The following is a 22,379-nucleotide window of genomic DNA, read 5'->3' as shown; positions in this document are numbered from 1 at the left end:
GGTCAACGGTACGCGACCCGCCAGCGTGCGTGTCCGTCCGCGACACGCGGTTCACGCCAGGTTGGAGCGGCGGGGATACGCCACGTTGGGGTCGGTGAGGACGTTGACGACGGCGGGCAGGCCGCTGCCGAAGGCGCGTTCCAGCGCGGGCCGCAGCTCGGCCGGGGCGGAGACCAGCTCGCCGTGGCCGCCGAGGGCGCGCACCACCTCGTCGTAGCGGGTTCCCGGGCGCAGTTCGGCCACCACCGAATAGCCGTACAACGCCTCCATCGGGTGCTTCTCCAGCCCCCAGATTCCGTTGTTGCCGATCACCGAGACGACGGGCACGTTGTGCCGTACCAGGGTGTCCCACTCCATGCCACTGAAGCCGAACGCGCCGTCACCCTGCAGCAGGACGACCTGACGGTCCGGCCGGGCCAGCTTGGCGGCCAGGGCGTAGCCGGGGCCCGAGCCGAGGCACCCGAAGGGGCCGCTGTCCAGCCAGCAGCCGGGTAGGTAGCTGTCGATCACCCGTCCGGCGTAGGAGCCGAAATCGCCCCCGTCGATGACGACGATGGCGTCGCGGTCCAGCATCGGGGCGAGCTCCGCGTACACCCGCATGGGATGCAGCGGGATGCGATCGTCGGCGAGCTCCGTCTTCTCCTTGCCGCGCGCCGCGGTCTCGGCCGTCCGTAGCTCGTCGATCCAGCCCCGGTGATCGGTCCCGCCGCCGGCGGCCAGTGCCGCCAGCGTCGACAGCAGGTCCCCGTAGAGCTCGGCTTCGACCGGCCGGGGATGTTTGCGCTCGGGTTCGGCCCGGTCCACCACGATGAGCCGGGTTTGCGGCCCGAACACGGCGCCGAAGCCGAGCCGGAAGTCCATGGGCACCCCGACGATCAGCGCAACATCGGCCTCGCCCAACGCTTTTCCGCGCACCCGGGAGAACGCCAGCGGATGATCGGCGGGCACCGCGCCGCGGGCCATCCCGTTCATCAACACCGGGATCTGCAGTTCCTCGGCGAGACGCAGGAGGGCCGCCTCCCCGCGTCCCCACCAGACGTTGGTGCCGGCCATGATCACCGGCCGCTTCGCCGTGGACAGCAGACCGGCGGCGCGGCCGAGCGAGTCGCCGTCGGGGGGCGGCCCCGGCGGCAGGTCGGCGAGGGCGCCGGGGCCGCCGTGATCCTCGGACATCGAAAACACGTGGTCCATGGGGAAGTCGACGAAGCCGACGCCCGACGGGGCGCCGACCGCCGCCCGCAACGCCTCGTCGACGAGCCGCCCCGCATCCTCGGCCGACTGCGCCGTGGCGGCGAAGCGGGCCAGCGGCGCCACGAACGGCACGTGGTCGATCTCCTGCAGCGAGCCCATGCCCCACCGCCCCGCGGGCGCTCGCCCGCCCAGCACGACGAGCGGCGACTGGTTCTGCTGCGCGGCCGCCATCGCGCTCATCCCGTTGGTGACGCCCGGCCCGGCGGTGAGCGCGGCGACACCGGGAACCCGCGTCACTTTCGACCAGCCCTCGGCGGCGAAGGCCGCGGTCTGCTCATGCCGGGTGTCGATCAGCCGCACGCCCTCCGCTCGGCAGCCGTCGTAGAGCGAGAACAGGTGGCCGCCGGACAACGTGAACACGGTGTCGACACCGCTGGCCCGCAGGCGCCGCGCGATGAGCCGGCCGGCGTGCAATGTTTGAGTGGGGATGGCGTCGGTGCTCATAACCGCAGCCTATCCAGATCCTTCGGGTACCTTCGCCGGAGGATTTCAAGTTCCAGCAGAGTCCATCAGCGCGACCGTGAGGAGACAGCGACCATGGGCCCAAAGCCGTTCAAGCCCTCGATCGACTGGTCGACGGCCACCATCGATTCCTTGCGGTGGGTGGCCATCGCATGGCTCGTCAGCGCGGTGGTGCTCTTCATCGTGCTGGTCGCCTTCAGGTACCTCACGCCGTGGGGCCGGCAGTTCTGGCGGATCACCCGCGGGTACTTCGTCGGGGCCCACAGCGTGCGCGTGTGGCTGATGCTGGGCGTGCTGTTGCTGTCGGTACTCCTGTCGGTGCGGCTCATGGTGTTGCTCAGCTACCAGGGCAACGACCTGTACACCGCGGTTCAGAAGGCGGTGCAGGGTCTCGCCGCCGACGACGACGCGGTCAAACAGTCCGGGATTCACGGCTTCTGGATGTCGATCGCGATCTTCAGCGTGCTGGCGGTCCTGTACGTCGTCCGGTTCATGATCGACATCTACCTGACGCAGCGGTTCATCATCGCCTGGCGCATGTGGCTGACGGCGAATCTCACCGACGACTGGCTCGCCGGGCGGGCCTACTACCGCGACCTGTTCATCGACCACACCATCGACAACCCCGACCAGCGCATCCAGCAGGACATCGACATCTTCACCGCCAATGCGGGCGGCACCCCGAACATCCCGTCCAACGGCACCGGCAGCACCTTGCTGTTCGGGGCCGTCAACGCCGTGGCCTCGGTGATTTCCTTCGCCGCGATTCTGTGGAACCTGTCGGGAAATCTCACCGTGCTCGGCGTTGACCTGCCACGCGCGATGTTCTGGACGGTGCTGGTTTACGTGCTGGTCGCCACGGTGGTGGCGATCTGGTTGGGCCATCCCCTGATTCGGCTCAGCTTCGACAACGAGAGGCTCAACGCCGCGTTCCGGTACGCCCTGGTGCGATTGCGTGACGCTGCGGAGGCCGTGGGTTTCTACCGCGGCGAGCGCGTGGAGCGGACGCAGCTGTGGCGGCGCTTCACCCCGATCATCGACAACTACCGCAAGTTCGTCCGCCGAACCATCATCTTCAACGGATGGAACTGGTCGGTCTCGCAGGCGATTGTGCCGTTGCCGTGGGTGATTCAGGCGCCGCGGCTGTTCGCCGGCCGGATCGATTTCGGCGACGTGGGTCAAAGCGCGACGGCCTTTGGCAATATTCAGGATTCGCTGTCGTTCTTCCGCAACAACTACGACGCCTTCGCCGCCTTCCGGGCGTCGATCATCCGGTTGCACGGCCTCGTCGATGCCAACGAGAAGGGGCGCGCGCTGCCGACCATACTGGTCAAGCCGAGCGAAGAGACCGCCGTCGAGCTTCGCGACCTCGAGGTGCGCACCCCGGCCGGTGACCGGCTGATCGACCCGCTGGATGTGCAACTCGCCGAAGGGGATTCGCTGGTGATCACCGGTCGCTCCGGCGCCGGCAAGACCACGCTGCTGCGCAGTCTGGCGGAGTTGTGGCCGTATGCCTCCGGCACCCTGTGCCGCCCGGACGGCGACAACGCGACGATGTTCCTGTCGCAGTTGCCCTACGTGCCGCTGGGCAGCCTGCGCACCGTGGTCTGCTACCCGAATTCCCCGGACGGCATCTCCGATGACGAACTGCGGGAGGTACTCACCAAAGTCGCCCTGGCGCCACTGCTCGACCGGCTCGACGAAGAGCGGGACTGGGCCAAGGTGCTTTCACCCGGCGAGCAGCAACGTGTCGCCTTCGCGCGCATCCTGCTGACCAAACCCAAGGCGGTATTCCTCGACGAGGCCACCTCGGCGCTCGACGAGGGGCTGGAATTCGCGCTGTACCAACTCCTGCGGACCGAATTGCCGGACTGCGTGGTGGTCAGCGTCAGTCATCGGCCCACGGTCGAACAACACCACGAACAAGAGCTGCAGTTGCTCGGCGGCGGCCCGTGGCGGCTGGGCCCCGTGGAGGAAAAGAAGGAACCCGCCCCGGTCTAACAGCTGCCGGCCGCGTGCGCTCCGGCGCCGGGTCGTCACGCGCCTACGCGCCCCCGGCCCTGCCGGCCGCGTGCGCTCCGGCGCGGCGGCCGAAGAACGATCCCTCCCCCAGCTGCGTCCCGCTGGCGTAGCCCTTGCCGTCCTGGGCGATGTTCGACGCGCAGGCCCCGGCCGCATACAAGCCCGGCACCACAGCACCGTCCTGACGCAACACCTCGCCATCCACGGACGTGGCGAGCCCACCAATGGTGAAACCGGCGTACATCGCCTTCCCCAGTGACATGTCGAACGCGCCCCAGGGCCCCTGGTCTTGCGCGGCAAGGAATTCGGGCTGTTTGTGGAAGTCGGGGTCCTCGCCGCGGGCGGCGTTGGCGTTGTAACGGTCCAGCGTCGCTACCAGGTTGCCCTCCGGAATGCCAAGCGCGGCTTCCATTTCCGCGACGGTCTCCCATCCGTCGATCAGCGGGACCAGCGGCATCTTGGGGTGCTCCAGGTGCGCCTCGTCGACGATGAGGAACGCCGCGCTGTCCGGCTGGTCCATGATGAACCCGGAAGTCCTCGAGTGGTACGAGTCCTCGGCGACGAAGCGCCGTCCGAGCTTGTTGACGATGATTCCCGTCAACAGGATCGACGGCGGGTAAGGCGGGGCCGTGATGAAGATCTGGTCCATGTGTTCGGTGGCGCCGCCCGCCGAGACGCCCATGCGGATGCCCAGGCCGTCGTCGTAGGTATTGCCCAGCACGAACGGTTTCTCGGCCAGCTTCGGGGTGTACTCGGCCACCATCTCGGGGTTCATCACGAACCCGCCCGCAGCGATGATCACCGACTTTGCCTTGACCGCACCGGTTTCGGAGAACTGCTTCCACATGACACCGCTCACCGCGCCGGAACCGTCGACGATGAGCTCGGTGGCGCCCGTCTCGTACCGGATCTGCACGCCCAGGCTCGCGGCGCGCTTGAGCAGCAGGTCGATCACCATGCTGGCGCCGCCGGTGTCGCCGGGCACCGGCACCTTGTGGCCGCGCGGCGCCGGCACCGCCTTCTCCAGGAACGGCCACACCTTCTCGTTGCCGGTGAACATCAGGCCCTCGGTGTTGGGCTGAATGACCGCCTTGCCCGGGAAGTAACTGCGCTCGAATTGAAAACCCAACTCTTCCAGCCAGTTGAAATGCTCGACGCTGCCCTCGCAGTAGGCGCGGATCTTGTCGTGGTCGGGTTGGCGGGACACGGCGACCAGGTACTTGTACATCTCCTCGGGCGAGTCGGGGTGACCGGTCGCCTCCTGAACCGCCGTTCCGCCACCGAGGTAGAAGTGGCCCCCGGCAAGCGACGTGGTGCCGCCCGCCGCCGCGGCGCGCTCCAGCACCAGCACCCGCGCCCCGGCCGCCGCAGCACTGACGGCGGCGCATCCGCCCGCGATGCCGAAGCCGACCACGACCACGTCGACGTCATCGGACCACGACGTGACGTCGTCCGCGCTGACCGTTGTCGGTATCTCGGTGCTCATTTGCGCCACTCCTCTTCATCACTGCGTTCTGCATCGTCGCCGGCGCGGCTCACCGCTGCTCCTGTTTGATGTAGTCGTAGAACGCCCTCATCTCGGACGCAATGTAGGCGATCTCCACGAACGGCACCGCCGCCTGCGGCGCCGATACGTAACCGAACTGGATCCCGCCGGGCATCACACCTTGCTGCACCACTTTCGCCCCGAATCGCGCCGACTCTGCCAACGCGGCCTCGAACTGCTCGGGGCTTTCCACCTCCATGCAGATGTGGTGCAGGCCGGGCCCGGATTCGCGCAGAAAGTCACTATAGATGTTCTCGCCACGGACCGGTTGGATCAGCTCCAGCTGCATGTCGCCGAGGTAGCTCAGTGAGATGCTGGCGACGAAATCGGCCGGCTTGCCTTGGTAGCTGCAGGAGTCCGGAGCAAAGTGCACGTCGGGGATCCGGACCCACTTGCGCACGCCTAACATGCCGGTGAGCGCGGTTTCCGTGGCGGCAAGGTCGGTGGTGACCCACGCGATCTGCGTCGGCGATTGAACGGGAAGGGTCATCGTCTCGCAGGATAGTCCAGTGGCTCGGCCCCCAGGAAGGCCCGCGGCAACTTTGCCGTGACGAGCCGCCGCGGTCACACCGGAGCCGGGTGAACATGTTCTATTTCGCGCCCCGCGCAACCGTCAATGTCGGGCCAGCATGTCGACCAGCAGCCGAAGCTGGGCGTCGAAAACCGCCTCCGGGTCGGTCACGGTGTCGGCGCCGTATTGGCCGAACACCTCGAGGCTGATCGCACCCAACACGCCCGCCCAGAGCAGGAAGCACTTAGCGACGACCTCGTCATCGCCGGGAAACCCGAATTCCTGGCGGATCCGGTCGAAGTCCGACGACATGGGTTGGGGCGCAACGGCATCGGTGAGCCGGATGTCGCCGGTGGCAATCCCCGACGCCACGGCGTCGAAGAAAGCGGCCACCACTCTGGTCCCCACGGCGACGGTGCGCTCGGGCGGAGCGTGATACCCGGGCACGGGGCTGCCGTACAGCAGAGCCCAGCGGGCCGGGTGCGCGACGGCCCATCGCCGCGCCGCCCGGGAAATAGCCACGACATCGTCACTCCAGAGGTCCCCGACAGCCTCGCGGGCACGGTCGACGGAGTCGGCAAGGTCCGTATAGGCGTCGACCAGCAGCAGGGTCAGCAGTTCGTCCCGGCTGGACACGTACCGGTACACGGCCGACGACACCATGCCGAGGTCCCGGGCGATCGCGCGCACGGACAACCCGGCCGCGCCGCGGTCGACCAACTGCTGGCGGCCCAGCTGGATGATGCGGACCTCGATTTGCTCCCGCGTTTCCTGGCGTTTGCCCACACGGCCAGTCTGGCACAACCGAGATCACTGCTCTTGCTTTCTGCGCAGGATTGTGGCATCGTGCGCGTTCTGGAGAGCACTGCTCTCTTTTTATTCGCAGAGAGGACACGACATGTCGACGCGATACGAAGAGCCGAACGGTCTCGCGCGGGCCGCCAACGCGGTGATCCGCTGGCTTGCCGAGCTGGGCGTCAGCATCGCCGGGACGCGCGCGCTGCGGGTCCGCGGGCGAAAGAGCGGCAAGCCGCGCTCGGTGGTCATCAACCTGCTCACCGTCGACGGCGTGGATTATCTGGTCTCACCCCGGGGCGACACCCAGTGGGCACGCAACGTCAGAGCCGCGGGCGTGGTCGAGACGGGCCCCCGCTGGCGGAGGCGCCGCGCCCGGGCCAGCGAGGTTGCCGACTCGGCAAAGCCGGAGCTGCTGCGGCGCTATCTGGACCGCTGGTATTGGCAAGTCAAGGACTACGTCGCGGGGCTGACGCCGGACAGCACCGAGGAGCAGTTCCGGGCCGCCGCGCCGACGATCCCGGTGTTCGCCCTCGCGGAGGCCGACGCGACTCGCTGAATGGCCTAGCGGGCGCCCCCGCGCGCCACCCCGAGATCCTCGCGGACCTCTTCGGAGGTGGCCCGCCACGACACCGCCGCCGGGAAGTCACCCCAGACACTGTTGAAGATCCCCACCAACAGCCCGGGACCGGCGCTCGAGGGCAGGTACACCGGGCCACCGGAGTCGCCGTTGTGGCTCTGTACGCCGTGCGACATGGTGAACCAGCCGTTGTTCACGCTTTCCACGGTCCCGCAGGTCTCGCCGGTGCTCACGCCGAAATGGCAGATCGCCTGTCCCGGCGCGAGCGCGGCCGCCGGATTCGAGATCAGTGGACGCCCGCCCGGCAGGACGTTGTTCGCCATCACGCCGTTGTCCAGCACGATCGCCTCGTAGTCGGTGATCAACTGGTCGGTGGCCACCGTCGTACCGCTGGGCGTGTTGTCCCGGAAGGCCGCCAGGCGGCCGATGACCGCGCCGCCCCGGTCGGTGACGACCCCCTCGCCACCCCGGCAGTGCCCCGCGGTGAACGCGATCTTCAGGCCGGGGTCGACGTAGCCCAGCGTGCAGACGCGGTTGCCCTGATGGATCTCCATGCCCGGATAGACCGCGACGGGGTCAGCTTGAGCCGGCGCAGGCGGCACGGATTGCGCGAGCGCGGCGACGGTGACCGACGCGGTGAATGCGCGCATTGCCAGGCGACGCACCATGAACTCCGATCCGTCGGGGCCAAATCTCGACCGATTTGAGATTACGGCGTGACTTTCGGTTACGCAGAAGTCTTCGCGCCGTCGGCCGCCCGCGTTACGGCGTCGCCGCGAGGGGAAGGGCCGCCTCCGGGTGGCCCGCGGTGCGCGGGACCCAGCCCGGTGGGCCGAACACGTAGCCCAACCGATCGCGCAGGCGGGTCGCCGATCGCCAGTCCCGGGCGATCGCGACGTACTCGCGGGTCTGCAGCTTCCAGATGTTGAACGTGTCGACCTGCTTGGTCAGCCCGTAATGCGGGCGGAACAGCTCGGCCTGGAAGCTGCCGAAGAGCCGGTCCCAGATGATGAGGATGCCGCCGTAGTTCTTGTCGAGATAGATCTGGTCCATCCCGTGGTGCACCCGATGGTGGGACGGGGTGTTGAACAGGAATTCGAAGGGCCGTGGCAGCTTGTCGATCCGTTCGGTGTGCACCCAGAACTGGTAGATCAGGCTGATGGAGAAACTGAAGAACACCATCCAGGGCGGAATTCCCAACAGCGGCAAGGGAACCCACATCAGGATCTCGCCGCTGTTGTTCCACTTCTGGCGCAGCGCGGTGGCGAAGTTGAAGTATTCGCTCGAGTGATGAGCCTGGTGCGTCGCCCAGATCAACCGCACCCGGTGCGCGATCCGGTGGTAGGCGTAGTACAGCAGGTCGACACCGAGGAGTGCGATGACCCACGTGTACCACCGGCCCGCCGAGAGTTGCCAGGGCGCCAGATAGGCGTAGATCGCCGCGTAGCCGAACAGGGCCAGGGTCTTCCACGCCGCGGTGGTGCCCACCGAAACCAGTCCCATCGAGATGCTGGCCAGTGAGTCGCGGGTGAGGTACGCGCCCGCGACGGGCCGCCCGTCCTCGGCGATGCTTTTCAGCTTCCGCGCCGCCGTCCATTCCAGCGTCAACAGCAACAAGAAGAAAGGAATGGCGAGCAGCACCGGATCCCGCATCTGCGGGGGCAGCGCCGACACAAAGCCTGAGACCGTACTCACAGGGATAAGACTACGACGAGCGGCGGGACGGCCGGGTTCCCTTGGTCCGGTATGCGGCCCATGCTGAGACCGACATCGACCAAAACTGCAGCAAACGGCGCTAGCCGCGCCCGTCCGATCGTGCTTCGTCGCCTGCGTACCACTGCACCGCCCGTACTCCGGGCTGCAGGGACAGCTCCGCCACCAGCCGCTCCAGCCGGGATGGGGCGTCCCCGTCCATGAGTAGGTGCGCAGTCAACGTGATCTCGTCTTCGCCTGCCTGACCGGTGTGGATTCCGCGCAGCGTGATGTCGTTGCTGCTCGCGTGCTGCACGATCTGGGCGCGTGCGTACTTCTCGTGTTTCGGGCGAGAGATCACCTGCACCAGGTAGGGCCGCAGGCTTTCGTCCTCGTCGCCGGTGTTGTCGCGGTCGATCAGTCGGCCCAGCGGGCGTCCGAGCACGTGGATGCCGATCACCGTCCCGGTGCCGATCAACGCGAAGACCAGGTGGCCGGACGCCGCCAGGACGCCGATCGCGGCCGAACACCACAGGGTGGCGGCGGTGTTGAGGCCCCGGACGTTGACCCCTTCACGCAGGATTACCCCACCGCCGAGGAATCCGATACCGGACACCACGTAGGAGGCGACCCTGGTGGGGCTGGTGTCCGTGGTGGCGGCGGCGTACAGAACGAACAACGTCGCGCCGCCGGCGACCAGCGCGTTCGTGCGCAGGCCGGCTCGCCGCGCCCGCCATTGCCGCTCCAGACCGATGAGGGCGCCGCAGCCCACCCCGACGGCAAGCCGGAGCGCGAAATCGGCGACGCTCAGCGTCTCCACCGGCACTCCCTCCCCCTCGTTCCCGGCCTCGCACGGCCGCTGTAGCCGCAGCTAACCAGGCCCAGGTGAACGGCGGGTGGACCACAACCCAATCAGACGCACGGCGTCCACGCGCGCGAAACCTGCGAGCAACCGGCCGACTGTTGTGGTCGCGCCCAGCTAGCTCTTGTTGAGTTGCTGGGGGCAGTAGTACTTCGCGGCGATCGCCAGAAACGACGTTGCGTGATCGGTGGTGAGTCCGGGGTTTTGGGCTTTGAGTTCGTTGACCATCTGGGGGCCGTACTCGCCGTTGCCCATCGACTCGCACACCGCTTTGGCGAACTGGACGGCCGCGTCGGACGTCTTGTAGGTGATACCCGCGCTGCTCAGCGACGCGAGAAAGCTCGACTCGTCGACGCCACCGGTATCGGGGTCGCCGTACGCGGGCGCGGCGAGCATGATCACGGCGCAACCAACGATCAGCGCCACCAGCAGCCTCATAGCTGGGCATTGTCCCATGTCGAAGTGTTGTGCGCAGCGCGGCATTGAGATCGCTGAAGCCCGTTACCTCTCAAGCTAATTCGACGATCACCGCCGCACGTCAGGCCTTGCTGAGTTGGTGTGGGCAGTAGTACTTCGCCGAGATCATCGCGAAGTTGGATGCCATCTCCATGTCCATCCCGGGATTGTGCGTCTTCACGTCGTGCACCAACTCCAGGCCCGATTCACCGTTGTTGAGGCACGAACACACCGCCCGGCCGGCGCCGACGGCCGCATCCGGGCTGGCGAAGGTGAAGCCGGCCTGATGCAGGGCGGCGAGGAACGCGCCGTCATCACCGTCGGGTTCCGGCGGAGGGCCCGCGTATGCCGGTGCGGCCAGGCCGATCACGAGGGGGACGCCCAGAAGCGCTAGAAGCCGTTTCATTTCCTACCTTCTCTCATGCCGACGGGAAGACGCGTTGACGGCGGGACTCGCCCAGTCGACCGATGAACAACGTTGCCGCCTAACCCAATTGCGCGGCGTCGGGCACGACTTTGGCCTTGTCGCCCTTCTTCAGATGCACCGCGTGGATGCCGGGTTTCTTCGCCAGCTGCTCGAGCAGGGTGTCGAGACCTTCCTGGTCGACGTTGTGGTGCTGCACCGTTTCCGGTTTCTCTGAGATCTGCGCGACCAGACGCTTGAGCTGTTCGGGCGACTGTGGGTCCTTGAGGTCCTTGATCGGCTTCATCCGGTTGCGCACACCGGCACCGACCACGGTGGGTCCCCCGGCGCCGAGCGCGCTTCCCAGCATCCCCGCCATCCCCATGGAACTGAACAGGCCGCCCTCGCCCAGTGCGGCCGCGGGCACCGCCTCCGGCCCGGCGGCCGACAGCGCGGCGGCCACCGTGCGGATGGCCGGCGTGGAGGTGGCCCAGCTGGGCGGAACCGACAGCTTGCCCACCAGGGTGCCGGCGTTGCCCATGCTCGCTATCGGGCTGATCGCGCTGTACAGCGTGCCGCGGCCGAAGCCCAACGCCCCGAGCCCGGCCCCGAGTGCGTCCTTCGGCAGGGCACCGTAGGCGATGGGCGGGGCGAATTTCAGCCACTGCGACAGGGGGAAGTTGATCAGCAGCCCGATGTCGTTGAACTGCGTGGTCAGCCCCAACGGCACCTTGACGGCGTTGTACATGGCCGTATAGAAGCTCGCCCCGCCCGGGACGGTGTTCAACAGGTTCGTCCAGAACGAGTTGTAGTCGGACGCGAGCTGTGCCAACCAGGCCAGCGGACCGGTGTAAGTGCTGGCCGTGCTGCTCGTGCTGGCCGCGGTGCTCACCGTGGACGCGACTTTGCCGGCCGAGCTGCTGGTGGCCTGGCTCACCGCGGCCGCTTGCGTCGTCGCGCTTGCGGCGTTGGTGGTCTGAGGGGGCTCGGTGAACTGCGCCAAGTTGTTGGTGGTCGTCGCTGAGGACGCGAAGTAGGTGTCCATAGCCGTAGCGTCTTGGGCCCACATCTCGCTGTATTCGGCCTCGTTTGCCGCGATGGCGGCAGTGTTTTGGCCGACGACGTTCGTCGCCACCAGCTGCGCCAGCAGAGCGCGATTCTCCGCGATCACAGACGGCGGCACGTGCGCGGCGAACGCGGTCTCGTAGGCGGTCGCCGCCTGGTTGGCCTGGGTCGCGGTCTGCGCGGCTTGGGCCGCGGTTTGCTGCAACCAAGCCGCGTAGGGCGCGGCGGCGGATGTCATCGCGATCGACGCCGGGCCTACCCACGGCCCGGCGGCCAGTGTCGAGATGACCCACGAGTAGGACGTTGCGGTGGACTGCAATTCGGTGGCCAGGTTTTCCCAGGCAGTCGCCGCGGCGACCAGCGACTCCGCTCCCGGCCCGCTGTACATCCGGCCCGAGTTGAACTCCGGCGGAAAGGCTCCGTAAAACATCGTTGTCTCCCCTACTCGGGCGCTTGGGCGGACGGTGCTGGACTGATGTGCGTCGTGGTCATGGCCGTCACTCCTCGATGTAAGGGATCACGATGATGGTGGCCGCGGCGGGGTCTGCCTCGGCGACCGCGCCGCCCAGTGCGCCGCCGGCTGCGGCACCGCCGCCCACCGAGTGGGTCGCGCTGCTGGCGACGGCGCGGCCCAACAGGCTGGACAGACCCATCTGGCTGAACATGCCCTCTTCGCCGGACAGCGTGGCGGCCGGGACGGCCGCCATGTTGGTGGGCAGCACCTGGGCGAGCGTCCGGATCGTCGGGGCGGCTTCGGTCCAGCCCTGGGGCACCGACATGCCGCCGACCAGGGCCGCCTTACCTATGGATCCCGACACCGGCCCCACGGCGGAGCTGAGCATGGGCCGCACGGCGCTGGCACCGTTGGTCAGCGGGGCGAGCGCGCCGGATATCGCCTTCGGCCCCGACAGGTAGGCCGCGGCACTCTGACCATTCTGGCCCCAGGCGTAGGCCTGTCCGAACGACAGGAACGGTCCACCGGGGATGGTGCTCCAGGACTGCGGCGAGTAGACCCCGGTGAAAACCGACCAGAACTCGTTCCAGTTCGTGATGGCACTTGGCACCGTCAGCCCTGACGACGAGGTGGACGTCGTGGTGGCGGTCGTTGCGTTCTGAACCGCAGTCGACGTCGAGCTGGTCAGCTGGGACAGCTGCGCGGCGGTGTTCGAGCTGGACTGCGCACTGGACTGGGTGACCGCGGCCGCCTGCATCGGCGCGGCCGACTGGTTGGTGGTCTGGGGTGGCTCGGCGAACGGGGTCAGCTGCGACGCGGTCGCCGACGAGGCCGCGTAGCCGTACATCGCGGCGGCGTCCTGCGCCCACATCTCCATGTATTGGGCCTCGGTGGCGGCGATCGCCGGAGTGTTCTGGCCGAGGATGTTCGTGGCAATCAAGGTCGCCAGCAGCGCGCGGTTGGCGGCGATCACCGGCGGCGGCACGGTGGCCGCAAAAGCCGCCTCGTAGGCGCCCGCGGCCAGCTTGGCCTGGGCGCCGGTCGCTTCGGCCTGAGCCCCGGTCGCGTGAATCCACGCCACATACGGCGCCGCGGCGGCGGCCATCGCTATCGACGACGGCCCCGTCCACGGTCCCGTCGCCAGCGCTTCGACCGCCGAGTTGTACGACGCGCCGGTGGCCTGCAACTCCGCGGCCAACTCGTCCCAGGCCGCCGCGGCGGCGAGCAGCGGACCCGACCCCGCACCGACATACATCCGCCCCGAGTTGATCTCCGGCGGAAGCGCCCCGAAATCCAGCATCTACTACCTCCGGTCCCCTAAGTGGCCGCCATGGTAGGCGTGGCTTAGCTGCCCTGGCCGCATTCGAACCTCGGTTCTAATGAAACGCATCAAATCCACCACCGAGACCATGAGCTCATTTCACACGTGTCGGACAACTGACCATTTTCTCCTTTATCTGAGGCCCCACCAAGATTGGTGCGCAGCCCAGCGTCGCACCGCTTCACGAATGTAAGTGAAATTGTCACCGCACTGTATTCGGTCGGCGTTCCCGGAAGGTAACGACATGTAAATAATGAATGTCAGCGCGGCGTACCTCGGTGTGAGAACTCTGCGTCTGTAGCTACTCTTTTCGATTCGGGAAGAGCGACGTAAAAACGATTTAAAGCACAACTTAGCAACGGATTGCGAAATGATTCACAACCGCAATTTGAATGACGAATTCCACGGATCGGCGCCATCGCGACGATTCGCTACATCAATTCTGACCGAGGTTTACGCGGAGTCGAAACGGCCCGTAATAGCCTCCTATTTCCATCCGAAAAACAGCACAAAAAACCGCACGCGGTAATGCCGCAAAACCTCGATCGGTTCAGACCCGCAAGCTCATGGCGCACATGTCAATCCGAAATAATTACGTCCTCGATCTCACATTCGATTACGCCCAATTGGAACCGACCGCGCTGTCGGCGCCGGACACGTTGCTCCGGCGGTCTGTGCCTTCTGCCCGTGGGCGTTGACCTGCTTGTAGACCGCCTGGGGGTCTTGTCGCCCGACTGGTGGCCGGCCACCGAACCGGCGCCGCCCCGGGAGTCGCCGGCGGCAAGCACATCGCGAAAGACGGCCTGACGTCGGCTTCCGGCGAGGCCGCTCGGGCGCCAATGGTGGCGGCATGGGCGTCTACGCCGCCGGATTGATGGTTGGTTGTCACGCCATTCCCCTACTGTTCATCAACACGAAGGGTAAGCGGGCTACTCCTCGCCGCCGCTGATTAGCTGCTGACAATTTCCTGGGAGCCGGTTTTCCCTGATCATGCGCGGTTTCTCGACTGTCACCGGGGGCCTCTGGCGGTGGTCAGAATGTTGCCAACCGTCCGACTTTCCTCAAACGTTCTGTAAAGACCGTCGCGACCGTGGGCCGCGGCCCAAGCCACAGAGTTGTCGATACCGGCTCGCAGGTCCGTCGGCCGTGGTGATATCGGAGCCGGGTGCATCGACCACCCTGCGGGAACCGGAGCGGGCTTACGTGGTCTTGTTCTCCGCGACTGCCGCGCTGAGGCCCTCGGCAAGGTCCTCCTGAGTCAGCTCCCTGAACCGCAGCAGCTGCCGCTCGCTGAATTCGGTGACGTCACTGGACAGCACCGCGTCCAGGTCCTCGTCGTCCAGGCGGAAGCTGCGGTGATCGCGTGCCTTCTCCACCACGTTGCGTACGAAACCGGCATTGCCGAGCGTATCGATTCCGCGGATCAAGTCGCCGTCTTCGGAGTAGCTCTCGTCGAGATAAAACCTGGTGTACGACGGCAACAGGGATTGGGCCGCTTCCTCGGTGATGACGTCCTCGTTCTCCTGGCCCATCAACCGGGTCAGCGCGACCAGCTCCTCCGGGGTATAGCTGAAGAACTCGATCACCGTCGAAAACCGCCGCCGCAGACCCTGGTTCACGTCGAGCATCTTTTCCATGGCCTTGGCGTAGCCCGCACCGAAGACCACGAGTTCGTCGCGGTGGTTCTCCATGTACAACAGCAACGTGTTGATGATCGCGTTACCGTACGGGTCACCCTGCTGGTAGCCCTTCTCGTGCAAGGTGTGCATCTCGTCGAAGAACACCGCCCCGCCCAAGGCTTCCTCGAGCATCTCCTCGGTGTTCTTCTCCGCGTCGGCCATGTATCGGCCCAACAGCTTGGTCCGGCTGGTCTCGACCACCACCGGCTTGCGTAGCACCGTCAAGCCGCACAGCTGCTTGGCGAATGCTCGCGCCACCGACGTCTTACCGGTCCCGGGCGGCCCCAGCAGCAGGGTGTGCCGCGACGTCACCGGCACGGGGAGGCCCATCTTGGCGCGCGCCAGGTTCACCTTCGTCGTCGCCTTGATGAGTTTGATCTCCCGCTTGGCGCGCTCCATGCCCAGCATCGCGTTGAGCTCCGCGTCACCCTCGGCGAGATAGCGCGCGGCCTCCTCGGCGTGGCGCGCGGCCTCCACCTCCGCCCGGGTCGGCGCGCTGTCCGCATCCCACGGATCGGTGCGCGCCTCGATGGTTTCCGGGTCGGTCAGGACCAGTCGATAGTTCGGGTTGTCCAGCGCTTCTCGGGCCGGGCTGAACTTCGGATCCCGCGAATAGACCCGGCGCAGCAGCTCGACGGCCTCTTCCTCGCGTCCCAGGTGTCGCAAGCACATGCCCTGGGTGTACAGGGCAATGTTGGCCGCGCCCGGTACCCGGTCACCCTCGACGGCGTCCTGGCCACGCCGCAGCGCCTCCTCGAAGACACCGAGCGACGCTAGCGCCGTGGTGGCCATCGCCGCGCCGGCGGCCTTCAGCTCGGGCTGACGCCAGACCTTGCCCTCCGGGAACTGATTGAGCACGTCCGGCCAGCGGCCGGTCCGGAAATACAGCACACCTCGCACGTAGTCGACCAGCTCCTGCTCGAACGGCTGGCGGGGCTCGATCCCGTCGAGCAGCTCCGCGGCCTCCTCGTAGCGCTTGGCCTCGGCGAGAACGGCCGCGTAGGCGCACGCAAGCGACTCGACGCTGGTGACGGCCAGCTGCAGGAACAAGCCGTCCGAAACCTGCGGACGGAAGTGCAGATCGGTGACCCCGAGCCGGCGGGTCTCCCACCCGAACGTCCGGATCGACGCCCACGCGCCGCCGAGCACCTCGATGCTGCGCTCCCCCGCCAGTAGCCGCGCCAGCCAGGCGTCGCACATCCCGGGGTCCAAATTGCTTGCCGTGGTGAACATCTGCGATGCCACCTGGGGGTTGTGACTCGGTTGTAGCCCGTTGACCGATATCCCGGATGCCAACAGGCCGGCGACCATCGCGTTGCGGGCGCCTTCAGCCGTCGATTGCGGCCGCGTCATTGGGCTACAGGCACGCCCGCCGGGCTCCCTCGCAGCTGGTCGACCGACAGCACTAGGTCATCGTCGTCGTCACGCAGGCCGCGGCTCGGCACGACAAGCAGGTCGCGGGTGGCCGGTGCGGGCAGGCTGGCGCGGACGGCCGCCAGCTGACGTCCGGTGAGGCGGTTGAGGCCGGCGGACACGTCTCGGGGCAGCCGCTTCTCGCTGTGGTAGCGGACCCACGCCGAAATCTGCGGCCGGCCCGCTCGAGCGGTGAGCCGGACGGTCAGCACGGTGGCCACGGTGTCCGCCTGCCACAGCTCGTCGAGCGTGTCGGTGGACAGGTCGGCGGGCGTCACCCAGAAGCTGGTGGTGAAGCCGTTGAAGTGCTTGAGGTGGCGCCAGCCGGGCCGGCTCCAGGTCGGCTCCAGGTCGGCCAGCACCGCACGGTCCACCTCGGTGATCTCCTCGGCGGTCAACGGCCTTGCGGCGCAGGTGAGCCCGTCGAGATCCTGCGCAAGCCGCTCGGTGGCCGCCACGAACGTCGAAGCCAGCGAATCACGGACCGCCACCGCGGCGATGTTGCGCTGTGGGTTCATCCGCAGCACCAGCCAGGTCCGGCGGACATACGAGCTGGGCTCGCCGTTGGCCACCTCCCACTCCTCGGGGCCCCAGTCGTCGAGCTTCGACAACTCCGCGGCGTTACCACCGCGGCGCACCTTCACCGACACGATGTCGATGTCGTCGAGGTGAATATCGAACTGGCGCAAGCCATCAGCGACGGCCTGCACTAACAGGGTGGGCGGCGACGTCCGGTGCCGGTGTCGCGACGACGGGTCGCCGTCACCCCCGTTGAGCGCGATCACCGTCACCAGCTGGCCCTCGTACTCGCGCACGCCGACCTTGTCGCGCCCGAACCGGCGCTGGAAGTCGTGCGGCGGAGTGCAGCCCGCACCCAACGCGGTGCCCGGATCGGCGGACCAATCCCACAGCCAGGTCGCCAATCCCGATGTCACCGTGATGCCGTGATAGGTCACCAACGACAACAGCGCGATCAACGCAGCGAGGCCGACACCCACCCAGAACGCGATGCGGTAGGTGCCCTGCCAGGACTCTGGGCAATGGCTCGCCACCACCAGGATGGCGATGTCCACCAGGAACACCGCCGTGACCCGTGGCCACGACAAAGACAACCCGAACCTGCGCTGAGCTTTCATGACTGTTACTGCTCCGCCCTCATTGCTGCTTCCGCGATCGCTTCATCAGCATCGCCGTACCAAACACGCCCCCGCCGATCAGTAACGCCCCGAGCAGGCCTCCGGCGGCCACCCACACCGGCACCATATCGCGGGCCGGGGTGGGCTTGGGGATGTTCAGAGGCGCCGAAAGTTGCTGCGGCGGCTTCAACGGCCCCTCGGGCACGTCCCACGTCAGCGCCGCCACCGGGTCGACGATGCCGTGGCCGATCTGGTTGTCCACGCCGCGTGCCGGTGCGCGGGCGGTGCGGGTCAACCGGTTGATGACCTGGTAAGCCGACAGCTGGGGGAACTTGGCGCGAACGAGCGCGGCGACGCCGGACACGATCGCGGCCGAGAAACTGGTGCCGGACGGAACCAGCAGCGTGTTGTCGGGTCCGTCGATCGCGTTGATGACGCCGTCGTCCCGGGGCGATAGGCCGACAACGTCGGTGCCGGGTGCGGCGATACCCACCCATGGACCTGCCACGCTCGTCGATCCCTGCCCCTGACCGCCCTGGGTCAACGGGCGGCCGTCTTCGTCGACCGCCCCGGCCGTCAGCACGTAGTCGCTGAACCAGGACGGTGTCACGACCGTGGTGACGGCGTTCCAGTTGCGAGGATCGTTGGGCTGCAAGGGATCATGCGGCGGGTTCTGCTTGCAGTCCTTCTTGCTGGTGTCGCCTGCCGCCGCCACGATGACGGCGTTCTTGTCGACCGCCGCGTAGCGCACCGCGGCGCCCAGCGCGCGCTGGTCGATGATGTTGCGGGCGCTCATGCAGGTCACGTCCGAGATGTTGATCACCTGCGCGCCCATGTTGGCGGCGTGCACGATCGCCCGTGCCATCGTCTGCACGTCATCGATCTTCGCCCGGGTCTGCGGGTCCTCGTCGCCGGTGTAGGCGTCCTTGAGACCGAACGCCTGGCTGGACTGGCGGATCGCGATGATGTCCACATCCGGGGCGACACCGCTGAACGCGTCGGGACCGGCCGACGGCGCAGGCGGTGGAGGTGGCGGCGGTGGCGGTGGGTCGAGCGGGCGTGGGTTGTCAACGCGGACCACGTGCCCGCCATGGGAGTAGCTCGGGATCGTCACCGTGCCGTCCGTGCGGTTGCCCGCGGGAGCCTGCCCGCCGGGTTGCGCCGGTTGAGCGCCGCCCTGCGGTGCCTGCCCACCCTGCGGTGCCTGCCCGCCTTGCGGTGCCTGCCCGCCTTGCGGTGCCTGCCCACCCTGCGGCGGTCCTGGCGGCGGACCGGCCGGCGCGGGCGGCTGCGGTGGAGGCGCCCCGAACGGTCCGGGAGCGGGCGGCTCCTCCTGAGGAGTGGGGGGAACCATCGTCACGGTCTGCGGCAGCGGCGACAACGTCACCGTCTGGGGCGGCGGCGCTTTCGGCGGCGGTTCGGTGGTGGGGATGGTGACCGGCCGGCGCGGCGCAGCCGGCGGCACCCCCGCGCCGTTGGCCGGGGCGGCGCCGATCATCGAGGCCACGATGGTGCCGTGCGCGTCGCAGTCCGACAACCCGTCACCGCCCATGACGTAGTCACCGCCGGGGATCAGATGCGGAAACCGCGGGTGCGGGCTCACGCCGGTGTCGATGACGGCCACCTTCACGCCGGCACCGCGGCCGAACTGCCATGCCTCCTGCAGGTTCAGCATGTCCATGTACTTGGGCTGCAGCCGGAAGTCCGTGCCGGGCAGCACCCCGACCTCGGTGCAGTAGGAGTTCTGCTTCATCGGCGCCGGCGGCCCGGGCGGACCGTCGGGCGGCACCGCCCCCGGATCGATCGTCGGCGGCGAAATCGCATAAGCGGGCGGCAAGCCGGCCAATGCTCCTGAGGCGAGCAAGATTGCGGCGAGGGCGGCAGCGGATGCGCGCCCTCGCCACACCTTGCTACTACCGGTAGCGGATTGCTGCATAGACATTCATCAACCACAATGCCAGCGGGAAGATCGGCATCAGGCAGAGGTATTCGATCCATTCCACGAACTTGCGGAACAGCGGGCTGTAGATGGTGTTGGGCACCACGGCCGCGGAGGTAAGCCCCGCCGCCGGCAGCAGCACCAGAATCGCCGCGCTGATCGACACGGCCAGGGGCGACTGCAACACGAGCGCGTACCGCGCCACGACCGCACCGACGATGAGGACGGCGGTGACGGCCAGGGTGATCGCCTGCCAGCGGTCGACGTAGGAGCGTCCGCGCAGCATCAGGAACCCGGCGCTGAAGCCGGCCAGCAGCAGCGGCAACCAGCGTTGACCGGTGTGCGGGTCCGACAACGCCGCCAGCGAGACGACCATCAGCACGCCCAGACCGATCAGCAGACCCGACAGGAAGGAGCGGGCGCGTTCGGCCTGCACCAGGACGTCACGGACGGACGCGGGTCCCTCGAGAACCGGGGGGCCACCGTCGGAGCGAACCACAGTGGTGGGCAGGTCCGGCCGGGCCTCGAACACCCACCGGCTGGTCGCGGAGGGGAACACCGGCAGCCGGATGCCGGCCAACCGGCGCGAGAGCGCCGGCGCGGTGTGGTAAACCAGCACGCACACGAGGACGACGCTCGTCAGCAGTGTCACCGCGCTGGTCATGGCGACCATTCGCGCCAGGGCCGCGATCGCCGTGACCAGGCTGATGGTGATGAGCGCGGTGTACAGCGCCAGCCGGCGCCCGGTGAAACGCACGGCCAGCATCGCGGCGATGGTCAGCACGCCGAAGCCCAACACCGCGTGCGGGGAACCCACCCCGCCGGGGGGAGCCGCCGCCGCGGCGACCGTGAGGGGCGCCAGGCCGCTCAGCAACAGGATGTCGCCGACGCGGCGATCCTGGTCGGTGCGCGCCCGCATCAGCAGCATCAACGCGACGCCGAGCACCACCGCGGCGATCACCGCGGAGTACGCCGTCGGAAGCCAGGAGTTGTGGTGCCACCGGTACCAGAGCAGCAAGCCCGAGGCGGCGGTGACGCCGGCCGCCACCATCGACGCGCCGACCTGGACCGCAACGACCGGGTCGATCGCGGCGAACCGTTTGCTCAGGTCCGCCGCCACCGCGGTGGAGATGTGCTCGATGACCTGCGAGCGATGCTCGGTGTCCTGGATGAACCGGATCCACAGCCGGTCACCGTCGTAGACGTCCTGTTCGGTCAGGGACTGGGTGGCCCGCAGGGGCGTGCCGTCGACCAGGCAGAGCGCCCACCTGCCGCGACCCATGGCCTCCAACGGCGCCTCGCCGAGCTCCCTGAGCCGGCTGTTGACCACCTTCAGCAGCGGCTCGGTCATCACCGACACCGGGGCGTTGGCGTCCAGCAGGACGCCGATCTGTACGCCCGCGCCGGCCATAACGCCGACCACGACCGCCCGAGGCTGCGAAACTCCCTCAACGTCAGGCTGTAGCGCTTCAACTACCGCAGTCATCGCCCTGAACCCCTTACCGTCGTGAACGTGTTGCCCCGCGCCGCCAGCCGGGCGGGGGTCTGCGCCGGCCCGCTTTCCGGGGCGCTGCGGCCCCCAGGAAAGTGCAGCTCGACTATTCCGAATTCCATCTACCCCGCCTTGCGATTAATAGCTTTGGTGACGCCGGTTTGAGATTTGCTGAAATCTCTTAGAGAAGTATGCCGTGTTGGCATCTCAACCGCATGTTGAGTGCAAAGACATTGGTGAACTTTGTGTTTCGTCGAATGTCAGACCCTGCTGTGGGTTTTCCACTCGCCGTAGGGAAGTGTGTCGAGCACGGTCTTGACGCCCACCTGTACCAATTGCGGGGTCGCCGGGCAGATGGCCAGCCAGGCCTCCCCCGACCCGGCCGTCCGCGCCTGCTGGTAGAGCGCGATGCGGCCACCGGAACCGTCTTTGAGCGACAGCACCGAGGCGCTGGGGCCCTTCGCGTCGTCCCGGTATTGACGCGCATACACCGCGACCTCGGCCGCCGGGTCGGAGAGCGCCTGGCCCAGCGCGGCCACAGTGGCGGCGCTGATGCCCATCCGCCGCAGGTCACCGCCGGAGAACACGTTGAAGCCCGACTCCTGCCACGACTTCGTCGCTTCCAGCATCTCTTCCAGCGGCACGTTCACCGCGTTGATCGCCGCCGGTTCTGCGTGGTGTATCGACTCCAGCGCGTCCAGGACCAGTGACGCGATCGAGGAGCTGTCGGCGATGGCGACGTCGTCGACGGTGATGTCGCTGCCCACCCGTACCGCGGACACCCAGTGCTGGCCGCGACGCGCCAGCACCACCCGGAACTCATTGTCGGGGATGTCACGTGACCCGGGCGGCTGGTTCTCGTCGTCCACCACGCCGTAGAGCAGCTTGCCCCGGGACAGCAGGGCGATGACCTCGAGGTCCGGCGCGGCGAGCACCCTCATCCGGGCGGCCACCTGCTCGTTCACCTGATCGTTCTCGACGATGCCCTGCTCGCGCATCACCGCCATGCCGGGATGCTCGTTGAGCCAGTCGCTCGAATCGGTCGAAACATATGGCCGGCACCGCAGCTCCGGGGCGACGTGCCGAATGTCCAGAAGGGCCTGGAGCATCCAGAAACCGTCGACGTTAACGGTGATGTCAGTGCGGGCGGTCTGTTGGTCCATCAATACCTCGAGGGTTCAAAGTGCACGATAACCGCAGGACGCGGCAGCACACCGACGTGTGGTGTGCTGCCGCGCCTGAAGTTGGGGTTAGGCCCAGCTGGACCCAACGGCGCTGTCGGTGCTGGCCATGTTGCTGC

18 protein-coding genes and 1 pseudogene are annotated in these 22,379 nt (G+C 67.5%); 2 read left to right on the top strand and 17 right to left on the bottom strand.

Annotated elements, in window-relative coordinates:
- Positions 1 to 51 precede the first annotated feature (51 nt).
- Complete coding sequence (locus A5713_RS23535; RefSeq protein ID WP_068098574.1) at positions 52 to 1,695, bottom strand: acetolactate synthase; 1,644 nt, start codon at positions 1,693 to 1,695, stop codon at positions 52 to 54.
- A gap of 93 nt (positions 1,696 to 1,788) precedes the next feature.
- On the opposite strand from A5713_RS23535, the gene A5713_RS23530 reads away from it, so the two are divergent.
- A complete protein-coding gene (locus A5713_RS23530) occupies positions 1,789 to 3,714 on the top strand; it encodes an ABC transporter ATP-binding protein/permease (protein WP_068098573.1) in 1,926 nt (641 codons plus the stop codon).
- 43 nt (positions 3,715 to 3,757) lie between these two features.
- On the opposite strand, the gene A5713_RS23525 is transcribed toward A5713_RS23530, so the two are convergent.
- The 3 genes from A5713_RS23525 to A5713_RS23515 form a co-directional block, all read right to left on the bottom strand.
- Positions 3,758 to 5,221 (bottom strand): FAD-binding protein, encoded by a 1,464-nt coding sequence (locus tag A5713_RS23525; protein ID WP_068098572.1) that lies wholly within the window; start codon positions 5,219 to 5,221, stop codon positions 3,758 to 3,760.
- Between the two features lie 49 nt (positions 5,222 to 5,270).
- Positions 5,271 to 5,771 carry a VOC family protein gene (locus tag A5713_RS23520; RefSeq protein WP_068098571.1) on the bottom strand — a complete coding sequence of 167 codons (501 nt, stop codon included), beginning with the start codon at positions 5,769 to 5,771 and terminating at the stop codon, positions 5,271 to 5,273.
- A 123-nt stretch (positions 5,772 to 5,894) separates the two neighbouring features.
- Positions 5,895 to 6,578, bottom strand: coding sequence for a TetR/AcrR family transcriptional regulator (locus tag A5713_RS23515; protein ID WP_197516462.1), 684 nt, complete (start codon positions 6,576 to 6,578; stop codon positions 5,895 to 5,897).
- Positions 6,579 to 6,690: 112 nt separating this feature from the next.
- Between A5713_RS23515 and A5713_RS23510 the strand changes: the two genes are divergently transcribed.
- Positions 6,691 to 7,146, top strand: coding sequence for a nitroreductase/quinone reductase family protein (locus A5713_RS23510; RefSeq protein WP_068098569.1), 456 nt, complete (start codon positions 6,691 to 6,693; stop codon positions 7,144 to 7,146).
- A gap of 5 nt (positions 7,147 to 7,151) precedes the next feature.
- Here the strand turns inward: A5713_RS23510 and A5713_RS23505 are convergent, their stop codons facing one another.
- The 13 genes and pseudogenes from A5713_RS23505 to A5713_RS23450 all read right to left on the bottom strand — a co-directional run bounded on the left by A5713_RS23505 (position 7,152) and on the right by A5713_RS23450 (position 22,242).
- On the bottom strand, positions 7,152 to 7,835 hold the full coding sequence (locus A5713_RS23505) for a hypothetical protein (protein WP_068098568.1): 684 nt from the start codon (positions 7,833 to 7,835) through the stop codon (positions 7,152 to 7,154).
- Between the two features lie 94 nt (positions 7,836 to 7,929).
- Positions 7,930 to 8,862, bottom strand: coding sequence for a sterol desaturase family protein (locus A5713_RS23500; protein WP_068098567.1), 933 nt, complete (start codon positions 8,860 to 8,862; stop codon positions 7,930 to 7,932).
- 100 nt (positions 8,863 to 8,962) lie between these two features.
- Complete coding sequence (locus A5713_RS23495) at positions 8,963 to 9,679, bottom strand: MgtC/SapB family protein (RefSeq protein WP_067918765.1); 717 nt, start codon at positions 9,677 to 9,679, stop codon at positions 8,963 to 8,965.
- Positions 9,680 to 9,838: 159 nt separating this feature from the next.
- Complete coding sequence (locus tag A5713_RS23490) at positions 9,839 to 10,159, bottom strand: DUF732 domain-containing protein (protein WP_067918767.1); 321 nt, start codon at positions 10,157 to 10,159, stop codon at positions 9,839 to 9,841.
- Between the two features lie 100 nt (positions 10,160 to 10,259).
- Positions 10,260 to 10,583, bottom strand: coding sequence for a DUF732 domain-containing protein (locus tag A5713_RS23485; protein ID WP_068098566.1), 324 nt, complete (start codon positions 10,581 to 10,583; stop codon positions 10,260 to 10,262).
- A gap of 79 nt (positions 10,584 to 10,662) precedes the next feature.
- Entirely contained in the window at positions 10,663 to 12,075 is a 1,413-nt protein-coding gene (locus A5713_RS23480) for a PPE family protein (protein WP_068098565.1), read from the bottom strand.
- 67 nt (positions 12,076 to 12,142) lie between these two features.
- Positions 12,143 to 13,399 carry a PPE family protein gene (locus A5713_RS23475; protein ID WP_068098564.1) on the bottom strand — a complete coding sequence of 419 codons (1,257 nt, stop codon included), beginning with the start codon at positions 13,397 to 13,399 and terminating at the stop codon, positions 12,143 to 12,145.
- Between the two features lie 637 nt (positions 13,400 to 14,036).
- A pseudogene (locus A5713_RS28840) lies at positions 14,037 to 14,309 on the bottom strand (type VII secretion protein EsxI).
- A 310-nt stretch (positions 14,310 to 14,619) separates the two neighbouring features.
- Positions 14,620 to 16,452, bottom strand: coding sequence for a type VII secretion AAA-ATPase EccA (gene eccA, locus A5713_RS23470; RefSeq protein ID WP_068098563.1), 1,833 nt, complete (start codon positions 16,450 to 16,452; stop codon positions 14,620 to 14,622).
- A complete protein-coding gene (gene eccE, locus A5713_RS23465; protein ID WP_068098562.1) occupies positions 16,449 to 17,648 on the bottom strand; it encodes a type VII secretion protein EccE in 1,200 nt (399 codons plus the stop codon). The genes eccA and eccE overlap by 4 nt, the downstream gene beginning before the upstream one ends.
- A 19-nt stretch (positions 17,649 to 17,667) precedes the next feature.
- The gene (locus A5713_RS23460) at positions 17,668 to 19,584 is read right to left on the bottom strand and encodes a S8 family serine peptidase (protein ID WP_068098561.1); all 1,917 of its coding nucleotides are present in this window, start codon (positions 19,582 to 19,584) and stop codon (positions 17,668 to 17,670) included.
- Positions 19,562 to 21,073 carry a type VII secretion integral membrane protein EccD gene (gene eccD, locus A5713_RS23455; protein WP_068098560.1) on the bottom strand — a complete coding sequence of 504 codons (1,512 nt, stop codon included), beginning with the start codon at positions 21,071 to 21,073 and terminating at the stop codon, positions 19,562 to 19,564. Before eccD ends, A5713_RS23460 begins: the two co-directional genes overlap by 23 nt.
- 266 nt (positions 21,074 to 21,339) lie before the next feature.
- The gene (locus A5713_RS23450) at positions 21,340 to 22,242 is read right to left on the bottom strand and encodes an ESX secretion-associated protein EspG (RefSeq protein ID WP_068051748.1); all 903 of its coding nucleotides are present in this window, start codon (positions 22,240 to 22,242) and stop codon (positions 21,340 to 21,342) included.
- Positions 22,243 to 22,379 lie beyond the last annotated feature (137 nt).

The organism is Mycobacterium sp. E2497, assembly GCF_001668695.1.
In the GTDB taxonomy this organism is placed as follows: Bacteria; Actinomycetota; Actinomycetes; order Mycobacteriales; family Mycobacteriaceae; genus Mycobacterium.
Note: the sequence above shows the minus strand (reverse complement) of the source record. Positions and strands in the feature narration are given on the sequence as shown.

Excerpts from the sequence above, each read along its gene's own strand:
- A5713_RS23535 (WP_068098574.1), bottom strand. The coding sequence starts at position 1,695 with ATGAGCACCGACGCCATCCCCACTCAAACATTGCACGCCGGCCGGCTC.
- A5713_RS23530 (WP_068098573.1), top strand. The coding sequence starts at position 1,789 with ATGGGCCCAAAGCCGTTCAAGCCCTCGATCGACTGGTCGACGGCCACC.
- A5713_RS23525 (WP_068098572.1), bottom strand. The coding sequence starts at position 5,221 with ATGAGCACCGAGATACCGACAACGGTCAGCGCGGACGACGTCACGTCG.
- A5713_RS23520 (WP_068098571.1), bottom strand. The coding sequence starts at position 5,771 with ATGACCCTTCCCGTTCAATCGCCGACGCAGATCGCGTGGGTCACCACC.
- A5713_RS23510 (WP_068098569.1), top strand. The coding sequence starts at position 6,691 with ATGTCGACGCGATACGAAGAGCCGAACGGTCTCGCGCGGGCCGCCAAC.
- A5713_RS23505 (WP_068098568.1), bottom strand. The coding sequence starts at position 7,835 with ATGGTGCGTCGCCTGGCAATGCGCGCATTCACCGCGTCGGTCACCGTC.
- A5713_RS23490 (WP_067918767.1), bottom strand. The coding sequence starts at position 10,159 with ATGAGGCTGCTGGTGGCGCTGATCGTTGGTTGCGCCGTGATCATGCTC.
- A5713_RS23485 (WP_068098566.1), bottom strand. The coding sequence starts at position 10,583 with ATGAAACGGCTTCTAGCGCTTCTGGGCGTCCCCCTCGTGATCGGCCTG.
- A5713_RS23480 (WP_068098565.1), bottom strand. The coding sequence starts at position 12,075 with ATGTTTTACGGAGCCTTTCCGCCGGAGTTCAACTCGGGCCGGATGTAC.
- A5713_RS23475 (WP_068098564.1), bottom strand. The coding sequence starts at position 13,399 with ATGCTGGATTTCGGGGCGCTTCCGCCGGAGATCAACTCGGGGCGGATG.
- eccA (WP_068098563.1), bottom strand. The coding sequence starts at position 16,452 with ATGACGCGGCCGCAATCGACGGCTGAAGGCGCCCGCAACGCGATGGTC.
- eccE (WP_068098562.1), bottom strand. The coding sequence starts at position 17,648 with ATGAAAGCTCAGCGCAGGTTCGGGTTGTCTTTGTCGTGGCCACGGGTC.
- A5713_RS23460 (WP_068098561.1), bottom strand. The coding sequence starts at position 19,584 with ATGCAGCAATCCGCTACCGGTAGTAGCAAGGTGTGGCGAGGGCGCGCA.
- eccD (WP_068098560.1), bottom strand. The coding sequence starts at position 21,073 with ATGACTGCGGTAGTTGAAGCGCTACAGCCTGACGTTGAGGGAGTTTCG.
- A5713_RS23450 (WP_068051748.1), bottom strand. The coding sequence starts at position 22,242 with ATGGACCAACAGACCGCCCGCACTGACATCACCGTTAACGTCGACGGT.